Below are 14,158 nucleotides of genomic sequence, written 5' to 3'. Positions count from 1 at the left end.
CTGCCCGGTCAGTTCGACGCGAGCGATTCCTTCGCGGCGGCGACGACGTGCTCGTGGGTGATGCCGAACTCGCGGAAGAGGGTCTTGTAGTCGGCGGAAGCGCCGAAGTGCTCGATCGACACGGCGCGGCCGCGGGTGCCGAGGTAGCGGTGCCAGCTCAGTGCGAGGCCGGCCTCGACGCTGACGCGCGCGGTGACGGAGGCCGGAAGCACCGACTCGCGGTACGCGGCATCCTGCTCCTCGAACCACTCCAGGCTGGGCGCCGAGACGACGCGCGCTCCGATGCCCTCGGTCGCGAGCTGCTCGCGTGCGGCGAGGGCGACCTGCACCTCGGAGCCCGTGGCGATGAGGATCACCTCGGGTGCACCCGAAGGCGCTTCGGCCAGCACGTAGGCGCCCTTCGCGACGTTGCTCGCGGATGCGAGGGTGTCGCCGGCTGCCTCGCCGTCGCCGCGTTCGAACACCGGGATGTTCTGACGGGTCAGGGCGATGCCCGCCGGTCCGCCGCGTCGCTTCAGGATCTCGAGCCACGCGTAGGCGGTCTCGTTCGCGTCACCGGGGCGCACGACCGAGAGGTTGGGGATCGCACGCAGCGAGCTCAGCTGCTCGATCGGCTGGTGGGTCGGCCCGTCCTCGCCGAGCGCGACGGAGTCGTGGGTCCAGACGAAGATCGACGGGATCTCCATGAGCGCGGCGAGTCGGACGGCCGGGCGCATGTAGTCGCTGAAGATCAGGAAGGTCCCGCCGAAGGCGCGCGTCGGGCCGTGCAGCACGATGCCGTTGAGGATCGACCCCATGGCGTGCTCGCGGATGCCGAAGTGCAGCACTCGTCCGTACCGGTCGCCCGAGAACTCGTGCGTCGACCACTCGGACGGGATGAAGGACGCAGCGCCGTTGATCGTGGTGAGGTTCGACTCCGCCAGGTCGGCCGATCCGCCCCAGAGCTCGGGCAGGTGCGCCGCGAGGGCGTTGATGACCTTGCCGGACGCCGCTCGCGTGGACAGGTCGGTGCCGGCGTCGAACACCGGGAGTGCGGACTCGATCCCCTCGGGCAGTTCGCCCGCCTCGAGCCGGTCCAGCAGCGCCTTGCGCTCCGGGTTCGCGCTCGCCCATGCGTCGTACGCGGCATCCCAGGCGCGGCGCGCCTCGCCGGCGCGTCCGCGTGCGTTGTCGCGGGTGTGCGAGATCACGTCATCCGCGACGACGAAGTGCTGCTCGGGGTCGAAGCCGAGCACCTCCTTCGTGGCGGCGAGTTCGTCTGCGCCGAGTGCGGAACCGTGGATCTTGCCCGTGTTCTGCTTCTTGGGCGCCGGCCAGCCGATGATCGTCCTGAGGATGATGATCGACGGCTTGCCGGTCTCCGCCTTCGCGGCGACGACGGCGTCGTTCAGCTCGGCGACGTCTTCCACGTACTCGCCGGACTTCTTCCAGTCGACCGTCTGCACGTGCCATCCGTAGGCCTCGTAGCGCGCGGCGACGTCCTCGGTGAAGGCGATGTCGGTGTCGTCCTCGATCGAGATCTGGTTCGAGTCGTAGATGACGACGAGGTTGCCGAGCTGCTGGTGGCCCGCGAGCGAGGAGGCCTCGCTCGTGACGCCCTCCTGAAGGTCGCCGTCGCTCGCGATGACGTACACGAAGTGATCGAAGGGGCTCTCGCCCGCCGGGGCCTCGGGGTCGAAGAGCCCGCGCTCGTATCGTGCCGCGTAGGCGAATCCCACGGCCGAGGCGAGGCCCTGGCCGAGCGGTCCGGTCGTGATCTCGACGCCGGCGGTGTGCCCGTACTCGGGGTGCCCGGGGGTCTTCGAACCCCACGTGCGCAGCGACTTCAGGTCGTCGAGCTCGAGCCCGTCGCCGGCCAGGTAGAGCTGGACGTACTGGGTGAGCGAGCTGTGGCCCGCCGAGAGGATGAATCGGTCCCGGCCGAGCCAGTCGTGGTCCGCGGGGTCGCGGCGCATGACCTTCTGGTACAGGAGATAGGCGACGGGCGCGAGGCTCATCGCGGTGCCGGGGTGGCCGTTGCCGACCTTCTCCACGGCGTCGGCGGCGAGCACGCGCGCGGTGTCGACCGCGCGGTCGTCGATGGGGTCCCAGTGCAGAGATGCCACGGGTTGCTGTTCCTTCCGGTAGTGACGGCGTCCGGGGCCACTCCATTCGGCCCTCCGACCCGCCGGGAAACGCGACGGCGCGGTGGAGCCCGGGACCGCTCCGAACATGCGTCAGGTGGAGTTGCACGTCGAATCAGCGCACCGGGCGCGCTGACCTCAGTATATGGAGTGGGGCGGAGTCCGTGACGGGCCTTGACGCGAACCGGGATCGCTCGGTCGATGCCCTAGAATCGATGCGGATGCGCGCGCCACCGCACCGTCGGCGTGCGCCCGGAAGAGGGAAGAATGCAGGCCGCGCCGACCATCCGTGACGCTCGAGCGACGACCGGCGTACGCCGGAAGCTCTCGGCGTACATCGCCCTCACCAAGCCCCGGGTGATCGAGTTGCTGCTCGTGGTCACCGCGCCCACGATGATCCTCGCCGCCGACGGGCTGCCGAGCCTCTGGCTGATCGTCGCGACGCTCGTCGGCGGGGCGATGAGCGCGGGCTCCGCGGGCGCGTTCAACTGCTACATCGATCGCGACATCGACCGGGTCATGCAGCGCACGAAGGGTCGCCCGCTCGTGACCGGCGAACTCACCGACCGCGAGGCGCTCGTGTTCGCATGGGCGCTCGGCGCGGCATCCATCGCCTGGCTCTGGGTGTTCACGAACTGGCTCGCCGCACTGCTCTCGCTGGCCGCGATCCTGCTCTACGTCGTCTTCTACAGCCTGATCCTCAAGCGCCGCACCGCCCAGAACATCGTCTGGGGCGGCATCGCCGGCTGCATGCCCGTCCTCATCGGCTGGGCCGCGGTCACGGAGAGCCTCGACTGGGCCCCGTTCATCCTGTTCCTGATCATCTTCCTCTGGACGCCGCCCCACTACTGGCCGCTTTCGATGAAGTACCGCGAGGACTACGCGGCCGCCGGAGTGCCGATGCTCGCGGTCGTGCAGGGTCGTGCCCAGGTCGGCCTGCAGGTCATCCTCTACGCGTGGGCGACGGTCGCGGCGACCCTCCTGCTCATTCCGATCGCGAACATGGGGCTGCTGTACTCGAGCGTCGCGCTCGTCTCGGGCGCCTGGTTCATCATCGAATGCCACAAGCTGTACGCGCTGGCCGTCCGGGGCGTCGAGGTCTCGCCCATGCGCGTGTTCCACGGCTCGATCGTGTACCTGTCGCTGGTCTTCCTCGCCGTCGGCATCGACCCGCTGCTGCCGTTCTGACCGGCGCCCGCCGACGTTCCGGCGGGTCGGGCGTCAGCGAGCGGATGCCGCCGCTGCCGCGGCGTCGGGCGCGGCATCCGTCGTCACGGGCCGCTTGATTCGCAGGACGACGACGGTCATGGTCGCGGCCGCGAGGGCCGCGAGGATCATGTGCACGCCGACCGCGAGCGGCGGGAGGCCGCTGCGGGCCTGGTAGACGCCCACGGCGACCTGCACGAGCGTCACCGCGAGCAGCGCGAGCAGCCAGCGCAGCGGACGCAGTCGCTTCAGGGCGGCCCAGCCCACGAGCGTCGCGAGCAGGGCCGCGAGCACGTACCCGGGCCATGCGTGGACGTGCGCGAGCAGTTCCGCGTCGACCCCGGTCCGGACCACGTTCGCGTCGCCGGAGTGCGGACCGGACGCCGTCGTCATGACGCCGACGACGACGGTGACGGCCAGGACGACTCCGGTGATCCGGGTCAGGACCGCGAACGCCCTCGGAACCGCGAGCTCGCGGGCTCCGGCGGGTTCGACCATGCGCGCGAGGAACGCGGCCGTGATGCAGACGATCACGACCGACACGGTGTAGTGGAAGCCGACCAGGGTCGCCGCGAGCTCCTGCCACACGACGAACGCCCCGACGAGCGCCTGGACGATCACCAGCACCAGTACGAGGACGGCGGGCACGAACAGGTCCCGGCGCTCGCGCCGGATGCGCCACACGAACAGCACCACCGCGATCGCGGCCAGCAGCACGGGGCCGCTGATCGTGCGATTGCCGAACTCGATCACGCCGTGGATGCCCATCTCGGGCGTCGGGACGAGCGATCCCGGCACGCAGACCGGCCAGTCGCTGCAGCCGAGTCCGGAGCCGGTGAGGCGGACGGCCCCGCCCGTGCCGATGATGACGACGTTGAGGACGAAGGACACCCAGGCGGCGATGCGCACCCGGCGGTCGATTCGGTCGGGCAGCCACGCGATGAGGCGGTTCACGCTCGTCGTTCCTGATCCGGATCGCCGGTGGGAGGGCACTGGGAGTCCGGGCCCTCGCGCCGGTCGACCCTGTAGACTTGATGGGTTGATGCGGTTCCGCGCGCAGTCTGCGGCGGCGCATCAGACATTGTAGGTTCGCGACGTAGCCACCCGCACATCACCCTTCCCGAGCGGCACCTCGACCGGGCGGCGGGGGTGGGCCGGCCTGATAGCCGGTGCCGGGAGGAGAAGAGGGAGAGCATGACGGACGTACTGATCGACCGCCCCGAGTTGGAAGGGCTCGGCACGTACGAGTTCGGCTGGGCCGACTCCGACGTGGCCGGAGCATCCGCTCGCCGCGGCCTGTCACCCCAAGTGGTGGCGGACATCTCGCAGCTGAAGAGCGAACCCGAGTGGATGCTGCAGCGTCGCCTTCGCGCGCTCCAGCTGTTCGACCGCAAGCCGATGCCCTCGTGGGGCGCCGACCTGTCGGAGATCGACTTCGAGAACATCAAGTACTTCGTCCGGTCCACCGAGAAGCAGGCGCAGACCTGGGAGGACCTCCCCGAGGACATCCGCAACACCTACGAGCGCCTCGGCATCCCCGAGGCCGAGCGCCAGCGCCTCGTCGCCGGGGTCGCCGCGCAGTACGAGTCCGAAGTCGTGTACCACCAGATCCGCGAGGACCTGGAGGAGCAGGGCGTCATCTTCCTCGACACCGACACGGCGCTCAAGGAGCACCCCGAGATCTTCGAGGAGTACTTCGGCACCGTCATCCCGGCCGGCGACAACAAGTTCGCCGCGCTCAACACGGCCGTCTGGTCGGGCGGATCGTTCGTCTACGTCCCGAAGGGCGTGCACGTCGAGATCCCGCTGCAGGCGTACTTCCGGATCAACACCGAGAACATGGGCCAGTTCGAGCGGACCCTGATCATCGCCGACGAAGACAGCTACGTGCACTACATCGAGGGCTGCACCGCCCCGATCTACAAGTCCGACTCGCTGCACTCGGCCGTCGTCGAGATCATCGTGAAGAAGAACGCCCGCGTGCGGTACACGACGATCCAGAACTGGTCGAACAACGTCTACAACCTCGTCACCAAGCGCGCCGTCGCCCACGAGGGCGCCACCATGGAGTGGATCGACGGCAACATCGGGTCCAAGGTCACGATGAAGTACCCGTCCATCTTCCTCATGGGCGAGCACGCCAAGGGCGAGACCCTCTCCGTCGCCTTCGCAGGCCCCGGCCAGCACCAGGACGCCGGCGCGAAGATGATCCACATGGCGCCGTACACGCAGTCGTCGATCGTCTCGAAGTCGATCGCCCGAGGCGGCGGCCGAGCCGGGTACCGCGGCGAGATCCGCGTCGACGCGAACGCGCACCACTCGGCCAACACCGTCCGCTGCGACGCGTTGCTGGTAGACACGATCTCCCGTTCCGACACGTACCCGGCGATCGACATCCGGGTCGACGACGTGCACCTCGGTCACGAGGCGACCGTCTCGAAGGTCAGCGAGGAGCAGCTCTTCTACCTCATGTCGCGCGGCATCGAGGAGGACGAGGCGATGGCGATGATCGTGCGCGGCTTCATCGAGCCGATCGCGCGCGAACTCCCGATGGAGTACGCCATGGAACTCAACAAGCTCATCGAGATGGGCATGGAAGGATCGGTCGGCTGACCTATGAGCACGACGATGCAGAGCACCGCCATGCCCACCGCGGACCAGCACGGATTCCGCCCCCACTCCGACGGCTCCGTCGTCCCGGTCCAGACGCGCTCCGAGCGATTCCGTTCGACGGATGTCTCCGAGTTCGCGCCGATCACGGGCCGCGAGCACGAGTGGAAGTACTCCCCGGTCGCGGCGTTCGCCGACCTCACCTCGGGTGAGCTCGACGGCTCGCGCGTCGCGGTCGAGCAGACCTCGGCCGACGGCGTCGCCACCACCTGGATCCCGCGCGACGACGCCCGCATCGGGCGCGCCGGCACGCCGGAGGATCGCGCGTCGGCAGCGGCCTGGTCGGCATTCGACGAGGCGCTGCTCGTCGAGGTCGCCGGCGAGGAGGCCAAGACCGTCACGATCACCCGGCCCGCGGTCGGCGTCGCGCCCCGTGGCGCACACACCGTCATCGAGGCCGCCCCGAACAGCCGCGGAATGGTCGTCCTGCGCGGCACGGGCGACGCCCGGCTGACCGAGAACGTCGAGATCGTCGTCGGCGAGGGCGCAAACCTCACCGTCGTCTCGCTGCAGGAGTGGTCCGACGAGTCGGTCCACCTCGCGAGCCACTTCGCGCGCATCGGCCGCGACGCCAAGCTCAAGCACATCGTCGTCTCGCTCGGCGGGAAGGTCGTCCGGGTCAACCCGTCGACGCACCTGGCCGAGCAGGGCGGCGACATCGAGGCGTACGGCATGTACTTCTCCGACGCCGGGCAGCACCTCGAGCAGCAGGTCTTCGTGCACCACGACGCCCCGCACACCCGCTCCCGCGTGACCTACAAGGGCGCGCTCCAGGGCGAGGGTGCGCGCAGCGTCTGGATCGGCGACGTGCTCATCGGCAACGCGGCGACCGGCACCGACAGCTACGAGCAGAACCGGAACCTCGTCCTCACCGACGGGACGCGAGCGGACTCGGTCCCGAACCTCGAGATCGAGACCGGCGACATCGAGGGAGCTGGCCACGCCTCGGCGACGGGCCGCTTCGACGACGAGCAGCTGTTCTACCTCCAGGCCCGCGGCATCCCGGAGGACGAGGCCCGACGGCTCGTCGTCCACGGCTTCCTCGCGGAGATCGTCCAGCAGATCGGCGACGCCGAACTCGAGGGGCGCCTCGCGCTGGCGCTCGAAGCAGAACTCCAGGGGAGCTGACGTGGCATCCACGCGCGTGTTCGGGGTCGACGACCTCGCCGTCAACGAGGCCCGCAAGGTCGTGCTCGACGGCGTGCCCATCGCCGTCGTCAAGGACGCGGCCGGAGAGATCTTCGCGATCGGCGACACCTGCACGCACGGCGACATCTCCCTCTCCGAGGGATTCGTCGAGGACGACACGCTCGAGTGCTGGGCCCACGGGTCCAAGTTCTCCCTGACGACGGGCAAGCCGCTCACGCTTCCCGCCTACGAACCAGTCCCGGTCTACGCGATCGAGATCGTCGACGGGGGAGTGTTCATCGACCCCGCCGTGACGATCGCCGTCTGACCCCCGATTTCACCTGACCTCAGGCCCGCCTGCGGGCCGAACGACGAAAGAGACCACCTGATCACCATGTCCGTGCTCGAGATCAAGAACCTGCACGTCAACGTCGAGACCGACCAGGGCACCCGCGAGATCCTCCGCGGCGTCGACCTGACCATCCGCAAGGGCGAGATCCACGCCATCATGGGGCCGAACGGCTCCGGCAAGTCCACGCTCGCCTATACGATCGCCGGCCACCCGAAGTACACCGTCGTCGAGGGCGAGATCCTCCTCGACGGCGAGAACGTCCTCGAGATGTCGGTCGACGAGCGTGCCCGCGCCGGCATGTTCCTCGCCATGCAGTACCCGGTCGAGATCCCCGGCGTGACGGTCACGAACTTCCTCCGCACCGCGAAGACCGCGATCGACGGCGAGGCGCCCTCGATCCGGGGCTGGGTGAAGGACGTCCGCGAGTCGATGTCGAACCTGCGCATGGACTCGGCGTTCGCGGAGCGCAACGTCAACGAGGGCTTCTCGGGCGGCGAGAAGAAGCGCAACGAGATCCTCCAGCTCGAGCTGCTCAAGCCCAAGTTCGCCGTGCTCGACGAGACCGACTCCGGCCTCGACGTCGACGCGCTCAAGGTGGTCTCGGAGGGGGTCAACCGCGCGCACGCCAACACCGACCTCGGCATCCTGCTGATCACCCACTACACGCGCATCCTCCGCTACATCAAGCCCGACTTCGTGCACGTGTTCGTCGCGGGCAAGATCGCCGAGCAGGGCGGGCCCGAGCTCGCGGATCGCCTCGAGGAGGAGGGCTACGACCGCTACCACGTCGCCGAGTCGGCGACGCAGTAGACGGGCGTAGGCTGGTAGACATGGTCAGCTCCCTCGCACCCGAGCGCTTCGACGAGATCAGCGAAGCGCTGAAGGACGTCGTCGACCCCGAGCTCGGGGTCAACATCGTCGACCTCGGACTCATCTATGACCTGAACTGGGACGACGAGAACGATGCGCTGGTGGTCAACATGACCCTCACGAGCGCCGGCTGCCCGCTCACCGACGTGATCGAAGAGCAGACCGCCGAGGCACTCGACGGCACCGTCGAGCGGTTCCGCATCAACTGGGTCTGGATGCCGCCGTGGGGTCCCGAACGGATCACCGACGACGGGCGCGACATGATGCGCGCGCTCGGCTTCGCGATCTGATCCCCTGACGAACGCACGATGGGAGGCTCCGCCGGAGCCTCCCATCGGCGCATCCGGGTGCGGTGCTCAGTCCGAGTGCGACGCCGGGCTCACCAGTCGTCGTCCGCGTCGGCGCCGGGTGAGGGTTCGACCGTCACGGTCGTGCCGTCGTCCAGCTCCGCGATCGGGCGGCCTTCGAGCCAGGTGAGCGTCCAGGTGCGGCCTGCGCCGTCGACCGTGTCGGCCTCGGCCGCGGCGATGCCCGGCCTGATCTGCATCGGCACCGAACGGGGCGGCTGCGTGCCGAAGGGCCATCTCGTGCCGAGTTGCATCAGAGGTCCGCCTCGAAGACGACCGCGTCACGTCGCCGTGCCCCCGCCTCGGCGCTGCTGAGCGCGTCCGCCTCGTCGGGCGCGTGCGACCACACGATGCGCGTCGCGTGCGCGCCCGTCGCGGACTCGCGCACGTAGGCGAGCAGGAGGTCTTCGACACCGGTGCCCTGCGCGCCCTCCTGCACGTACAGGTCGTCGATCACGAGCGCGATGCTCGCGTCGATGGTGCGCGGCTCGACATGGAAGTGCACCAGTCCGACCGGCGCACCGGCCCCGTCGACCGCGAGTCCGGCGCGCAGTGCGTGCGCCGGATCCTGAGCCCAGCTCCACACGATCAGCGCCTTGGCGTCGTCGAGTCGTCCGCCGCGGTTCGCGCAGTGCGTCTCGAACAGGGGGAGCCAGCCGAAGAAGTCGCCCTCTGCGGCCTCGCGCACGGTCACGTTCACGATCGGGCCTCCTCGGGCACACTCTCCAGCACGACGTCGCGCACCGCAAGCTCGTCGCCGGGCTCGAACCGGAGGTCCGCGATCCGCCCGACCGCGCGCAGGTCCGCCTCTGCTGATGCGAGGAGGTTCGCCGCGGCTTCGGGCGCCGCGATCACGGCGCTGGCGACCGGCGTCTTCTGCGAGGCCTTCGCATCGGTCTTCGCGCGACGGATGCCGGTGAGCGCGAGGCTCGCGAGCTCGAGCAGTTCGACGCCGGCCTCGCCGCGTGCGGCGAGCTCGTCGACGGCGGGCCATGCGGCCACGTGCACCGATGCGTCGTTCGACCAGCTCCACGCCTCCTCGGCGGCGTACGGGATCACGGGCGCGAAGAGGCGCAGGATGACGCTGAGCGCGGTCTTCAGCGCGGCGACGGCCGAGGCCTGTTCGGGGCTCGCCTTGCCGTAGGCGCGCTCCTTGACCAGCTCGAGGTAGTCGTCGCAGAACGTCCAGAAGAACGTCTCGGACACCTCGAGGGCCCGCGCGTGGTCGTACGACTCGAGCGCGCGCGTCGCCTGCTCGACGACGGTCGCGAGCCCGGCCAGCATGCTGCGATCGACGGGCACGGTCACCGGGGCATCCGCCGCACCCTCGAAGCCGAGGATGAACTTCGCGGCGTTCAGGACCTTGATCGCGAGACGACGGCCGATCTTGACCTGGGTCGGGTTCTGCGGGTCGAAGGCCGCGTCGGTGCCGAGGCGCGAGGATGCCGCCCAGTAGCGTACGGCGTCGGCGCCGTGCTGGTCGAGGAGCCCGGCGGGCGTCACGACGTTGCCCTTCGACTTCGACATCTTCTTGCGGTCGGGGTCGACGATGAAGCCCGAGATGGCCGCGTTCGACCATGGGGCGACGCCGTGCTCGAGCTCGGCGCGGAGCGCCGTGGAGAACAGCCACGTGCGGATGATGTCCTGGCCCTGCGGGCGCAGCGAGTACGGGAAGACGAGGTCGTACAGCTCGGGGTCGCGCTCCCAGCCGCCCGCGAGCTGCGGCGTGAGCGACGAGGTCGCCCAGGTGTCCATCACGTCGTGCTCGCCGACGAAGCCGCCCGCCTGCCCGCGCTGCGACTCGTCGTACCCGGGTGCCGCGGTCGAGGATGGGTCGACGGGCAGCATGTCGAGCGTGGCGACGATGGGCTCGTCAAAGACCGGATCGCCGGCGGCGTCGATCGGGTACCAGACCGGGATCGGCACGCCGAAGAACCGCTGGCGCGAGACGAGCCAGTCGCCCGACAGCCCGCCGACCCAGTTCTCGTAGCGCACGCGCATGAAGTCGGGGTGCCAGCCGATCTGGCGGCCGCGCTCGAGCAGGCGCTCCTTGAGCGCCGCGTCGCGCGCACCGTTCACGATGTACCACTGGCGGGTCGAGACGATCTCGAGCGGGCGGTCGCCCTTCTCGAAGAACTTCACGGGGTGCGTGATCGCCTTCGGGTCGGCGAGGAGGTCGCCGGACTCGCGGAGGAGCTCGACCACCGCCTGCTTGGCCGAGAAGGCCGTCTTGCCGGCGAGCTTCGCGTACGCCTCGCGGCCGGCCTCGGAGCTGATCGCGTCGGGCGCGTCGGCGATGACGCGGCCGTCGAAGCCGATGATCGCGCGGTTGGGCAGGTCGAGTTCGCGCCACCAGACGACGTCGGTCACGTCGCCGAAGGTGCAGATCATCGCGATGCCGGTGCCCTTGTCCTTCTGCGCGAGGTGGTGCGCCACGACGGGCACCTCGACGCCGAACACGGGAGTGGTCACGGTCGTGCCGAAGAGCGGCTGGTAGCGCTCGTCGTCGGGGTGCGCCACGAGTGCCACGCACGCCGGAATCAGCTCGGGCCGGCTCGTCTCGATCTCGACGTGGCCGCCGTCGGGGCGCGCGAACGCGATCCGGTGGTAGTGGCCGGGCTGCTCGCGGTCCTCGAGCTCGGCCTGCGCGACCGCGGTGCGGAAGGTGACGTCCCACAGGGTCGGTGCGAGCGCCTGGTACGCCTCGCCCCGCTCCACGTTGCGCACGAATGCGAGCTGCGAGGTGAACAGCGCCTCGTCGGCGATCGTGCGGTAGGTCTGCGTCCAGTCGACCGACAGGCCGAGCTGGCGCCAGAGCGCCTCGAACTGCTGCTCGTCCTCGACGGTGAGGCGCTCGCACAGTTCGATGAAGTTGCGGCGGCTGATCGGCTTCTGGTCGGCGGCCTTGATGCTCTTGCCCTCGCCGCCCTCGAACGGCGGGGTGAAGTCGGGCTCGTAGGGCAGGGTCGGGTCGCAGCGCACGCCGTAGTAGTTCTGCACGCGACGCTCGGTGGGCAGCCCGTTGTCGTCCCAGCCCATCGGGTAGAAGACGCACTTGCCCCGCATGCGCTGGAAGCGCGCGACGACGTCGGTGTGCGTGTACGAGAAGACGTGGCCGATGTGGAGGGAACCGGAGGCGGTCGGCGGCGGGGTGTCGATCGAGTAGATCGCCTCGCGGGTCGCGCCCTCGCGCTGGAACCGGTAGGTGCCCTCGGTCTCCCAGACGCCGCCCCACTTGGTCTCGAGGCCCTCGAGTGCCGGCTTGTCGGGAATGCGCGCGGTGTCGGTCATGATGCTCCGGTTCGGTATGTGCGGCACCGAGTCCGTTGGGGTGCCTGAATATGAGACAGTCCAGCGTACCGCCAGACCGCGGATTCCATCCTCACCGGCCGGATCGTGACCGCTGCGGCGGCCCCGATGCCCGAGAGCGGATGCCACGGCGCGAGCCGCGGCATCCGCTCGTGCTCAGACGCGCGCCGGCTCGACCTCGCGGCCGTCCTCGGAGATCGGCGCAGGTCGCATGCGTGCCGCCGCCCAGGCGGCGGCGAGCGTGATCGCCGACAGCAGCGCGAGCACGACGCCGGGGTGCCACCACACGTAGGCGGTCGCCTCGCCGATGAGCGCGGTGACGAGCGGGATGAAGCCGCTGACGGCAGCCGCCACCGCGTAGGCGACCGAGAGTGCCGAGTAGCGGTAGTGGTCGGCGAACAGGTCGTTCATGAGTCCGCCGAGCGCCGCCCACGACATGGTCGGCAGGATGCCGCCCACGATCATCGTGCCGACGAGCACCGGGAAGCTCGAGAACTGCAGCAGCCAGTACATCGGGAAGGTGATGAGCAGCGTGCCGAGTGCGCCGTACGCGACGACCCTCGCCGAGCCGATGCGCGTCGCCCACCAGCCGAACAGGGGGATCGTGATCAGCTGCAGCAGCCCTCCGATCGTGGTCGCCACGAGCAGGTCCTGGAAGCTGAACCCGAGCGTCCCGACGCCGTAGTTGATCGTGTAGGTGTTCATCAGCGAGTACGAGCCGATGCCGAGGAGGGCCGCGCCGAACGCGATGACCAGCGCGGTGGGCTGCGCACGGAACATGGTCGCGAACGGCACGCGGTCGCGTCGCTGCTCCGCGACGACGGCCTTGAAGACGGGCGTCTCGTCGATCGTGAGGCGCAGGTAGAGCGAGACCGCGAGCAGCGGGATCGCGAGGAGGAACGGGATGCGCCAGCCCCACGCCGCGAGTTCCTCGGCGGGCAGCGCGAGGGTCATCACGATGAAGACGACCGCGGAGAGGATCGACCCGACGGGGGAGCCGAGCTGCGGCACGGCGGCGTAGAACGCGCGCTTGACCGGGCTCGAGTGCTCGGTCGCGAGCAGGATCGAGCCGCCCCATTCGCCGCCGAGCGACAGGCCCTGTGCGACGCGGAGCAGCACGAGCAGCACGGCGCCGAGCCATCCGGCCTGCGCGTAGGTCGGCAGCAGGCCGATGAGACCCGTCGCGACGCCCATGATGCCGATCGTCCAGAGGAGCGTCGCGCGGCGGCCGAGGCGGTCGCCCATGTGGCCGAAGATCACGGCGCCGAGCGGGCGGACCACGAAGGCGACGCCGATGGTGGCGAACGCGGCGAGCGTGCCGCCGAACTGCCCGAGCGGGTCGAAGAACAGCGGGCCGATGAAGTACGCGCTGAAGTAGGCGAAGACGTAGAAGTCGAATGACTCGAGCGAGGTGCCGATCATCGACGCCCAGGCGACGCGCCGGACCGGCGACGAGGCGGGGGGCAGGGAAGCGGGGGATGGGGCTTCGGTGGTCACGGGGAGACATCCTGACAGCGGGCGGATGCCGCGACAAGCGAGTTCCGACGATTGAACTAGCAGATCTATCGCAACTGCTACCCTGATGCGGGTGCGCATCCGTCTCGACCCCACCGCACCGGGCCCGATCTTCGAACGTCTCGCCGACGCCGTGCGCGCCGCGGTCGTCGACGGGCGGATCGGGTTCGGCGAGCGCCTGCCGCCCGCCCGCCGGCTCGCCGATCAGCTCGGGGTGAACGTCAACACCGCCCTCCGCGCGTACCGACTGCTCCGCGACGAGGGGTTCATCGAACTGCACCCGGGCCGGGGCGCGACGGTCGCGAAGCGGCTCGGCCACCACACGGCGCTCGCCGGCGCCATCCACGACCTCGTCGACGAGGCCCGGCTGAACGGCGTCGATCGCGAGGCGCTGCTCGCGCTCGTCCGCGAGGCGTGGCGGTAGCACGGCGGGGTGCGCCGACCGCGGCGCCGCGGGTGGCCGCGGCGGGCGCGCGCCGCGGCCGGACCGCGCGGTAGCATTGACGGCAACGACATCGAACCGGCCATCACCGGGGAGTCTTCGGAAGAACGCGGAACGGGTGCCCCGGCATCCGCCCGTCACTAGAACCGAACGGGTCCAGCCCGTCACAGCTGACGAACGAGAGGTTCCGGCATCG

13 protein-coding genes are annotated in these 14,158 nt (G+C 69.8%); 7 read left to right on the top strand and 6 right to left on the bottom strand.

Going from position 1 to position 14,158, the window contains the following annotated elements:
• Positions 1-8: 8 nt before the first annotated feature.
• Positions 9-2,105, bottom strand: a complete 2,097-nt coding sequence (gene tkt / locus DSM26151_RS07900) for a transketolase (protein ID WP_234659038.1) — start codon at positions 2,103-2,105, stop codon at positions 9-11.
• A 285-nt stretch (positions 2,106-2,390) separates the two neighbouring features.
• On the opposite strand from tkt, the gene DSM26151_RS07895 reads away from it, so the two are divergent.
• Complete coding sequence (locus tag DSM26151_RS07895) at positions 2,391-3,311, top strand: heme o synthase (RefSeq protein ID WP_234659037.1); 921 nt, start codon at positions 2,391-2,393, stop codon at positions 3,309-3,311.
• A 33-nt stretch (positions 3,312-3,344) separates the two neighbouring features.
• Here DSM26151_RS07895 and DSM26151_RS07890 read toward each other — a convergent pair whose 3' ends face one another.
• Positions 3,345-4,283, bottom strand: coding sequence for a COX15/CtaA family protein (locus tag DSM26151_RS07890; protein ID WP_234659036.1), 939 nt, complete (start codon positions 4,281-4,283; stop codon positions 3,345-3,347).
• A gap of 240 nt (positions 4,284-4,523) precedes the next feature.
• Here DSM26151_RS07890 and sufB point away from each other — a divergent pair, with 240 nt between their 5' ends.
• The 5 genes from sufB (at position 4,524) to DSM26151_RS07865 (ending at position 8,639) form a co-directional block, all read left to right on the top strand.
• Complete coding sequence (sufB, locus tag DSM26151_RS07885) at positions 4,524-5,942, top strand: Fe-S cluster assembly protein SufB (RefSeq protein ID WP_234659035.1); 1,419 nt, start codon at positions 4,524-4,526, stop codon at positions 5,940-5,942.
• Between the two features lie 15 nt (positions 5,943-5,957).
• Positions 5,958-7,127, top strand: coding sequence for a Fe-S cluster assembly protein SufD (gene sufD, locus DSM26151_RS07880; RefSeq protein ID WP_234659034.1), 1,170 nt, complete (start codon positions 5,958-5,960; stop codon positions 7,125-7,127).
• A 1-nt stretch (position 7,128) separates the two neighbouring features.
• On the top strand, positions 7,129-7,455 hold the full coding sequence (locus DSM26151_RS07875; RefSeq protein WP_234659033.1) for a non-heme iron oxygenase ferredoxin subunit: 327 nt from the start codon (positions 7,129-7,131) through the stop codon (positions 7,453-7,455).
• A 66-nt stretch (positions 7,456-7,521) separates the two neighbouring features.
• Complete coding sequence (gene sufC / locus DSM26151_RS07870) at positions 7,522-8,289, top strand: Fe-S cluster assembly ATPase SufC (RefSeq protein WP_234659032.1); 768 nt, start codon at positions 7,522-7,524, stop codon at positions 8,287-8,289.
• Positions 8,290-8,309: 20 nt separating this feature from the next.
• The gene (locus DSM26151_RS07865; RefSeq protein ID WP_234659031.1) at positions 8,310-8,639 is read left to right on the top strand and encodes a metal-sulfur cluster assembly factor; all 330 of its coding nucleotides are present in this window, start codon (positions 8,310-8,312) and stop codon (positions 8,637-8,639) included.
• 89 nt (positions 8,640-8,728) lie between these two features.
• Here the strand turns inward: DSM26151_RS07865 and DSM26151_RS07860 are convergent, their stop codons facing one another.
• From DSM26151_RS07860 to DSM26151_RS07845, 4 genes are all read right to left on the bottom strand, one after another.
• Positions 8,729-8,950: a hypothetical protein gene (locus DSM26151_RS07860; RefSeq protein ID WP_234659030.1), complete on the bottom strand. Its 222-nt coding sequence runs from the start codon at positions 8,948-8,950 to the stop codon at positions 8,729-8,731.
• Positions 8,950-9,396 (bottom strand): GNAT family N-acetyltransferase, encoded by a 447-nt coding sequence (locus DSM26151_RS07855; RefSeq protein WP_234659029.1) that lies wholly within the window; start codon positions 9,394-9,396, stop codon positions 8,950-8,952. The genes DSM26151_RS07860 and DSM26151_RS07855 overlap by 1 nt, the downstream gene beginning before the upstream one ends.
• Positions 9,393-11,987 carry a valine--tRNA ligase gene (valS, locus tag DSM26151_RS07850; protein ID WP_234659028.1) on the bottom strand — a complete coding sequence of 865 codons (2,595 nt, stop codon included), beginning with the start codon at positions 11,985-11,987 and terminating at the stop codon, positions 9,393-9,395. Before valS ends, DSM26151_RS07855 begins: the two co-directional genes overlap by 4 nt.
• A 174-nt stretch (positions 11,988-12,161) precedes the next feature.
• Positions 12,162-13,502 carry an MFS transporter gene (locus tag DSM26151_RS07845; protein WP_234659027.1) on the bottom strand — a complete coding sequence of 447 codons (1,341 nt, stop codon included), beginning with the start codon at positions 13,500-13,502 and terminating at the stop codon, positions 12,162-12,164.
• 91 nt (positions 13,503-13,593) lie between these two features.
• Here DSM26151_RS07845 and DSM26151_RS07840 point away from each other — a divergent pair, with 91 nt between their 5' ends.
• Positions 13,594-13,944: a GntR family transcriptional regulator gene (locus tag DSM26151_RS07840; RefSeq protein ID WP_234659026.1), complete on the top strand. Its 351-nt coding sequence runs from the start codon at positions 13,594-13,596 to the stop codon at positions 13,942-13,944.
• Positions 13,945-14,158 lie beyond the last annotated feature (214 nt).

It is taken from the genome of Agromyces marinus (assembly GCF_021442325.1).
Classification (GTDB): Bacteria; Actinomycetota; Actinomycetes; order Actinomycetales; family Microbacteriaceae; genus Agromyces; species Agromyces marinus.
Note: the sequence above shows the minus strand (reverse complement) of the source record. Positions and strands in the feature narration are given on the sequence as shown.

Excerpts from the sequence above, each read along its gene's own strand:
- sufB (WP_234659035.1), top strand. The coding sequence starts at position 4,524 with ATGACGGACGTACTGATCGACCGCCCCGAGTTGGAAGGGCTCGGCACG.
- sufC (WP_234659032.1), top strand. The coding sequence starts at position 7,522 with ATGTCCGTGCTCGAGATCAAGAACCTGCACGTCAACGTCGAGACCGAC.
- DSM26151_RS07865 (WP_234659031.1), top strand. The coding sequence starts at position 8,310 with ATGGTCAGCTCCCTCGCACCCGAGCGCTTCGACGAGATCAGCGAAGCG.
- DSM26151_RS07895 (WP_234659037.1), top strand. The coding sequence starts at position 2,391 with ATGCAGGCCGCGCCGACCATCCGTGACGCTCGAGCGACGACCGGCGTA.
- DSM26151_RS07860 (WP_234659030.1), bottom strand. The coding sequence starts at position 8,950 with ATGCAACTCGGCACGAGATGGCCCTTCGGCACGCAGCCGCCCCGTTCG.
- valS (WP_234659028.1), bottom strand. The coding sequence starts at position 11,987 with ATGACCGACACCGCGCGCATTCCCGACAAGCCGGCACTCGAGGGCCTC.
- sufD (WP_234659034.1), top strand. The coding sequence starts at position 5,958 with ATGCAGAGCACCGCCATGCCCACCGCGGACCAGCACGGATTCCGCCCC.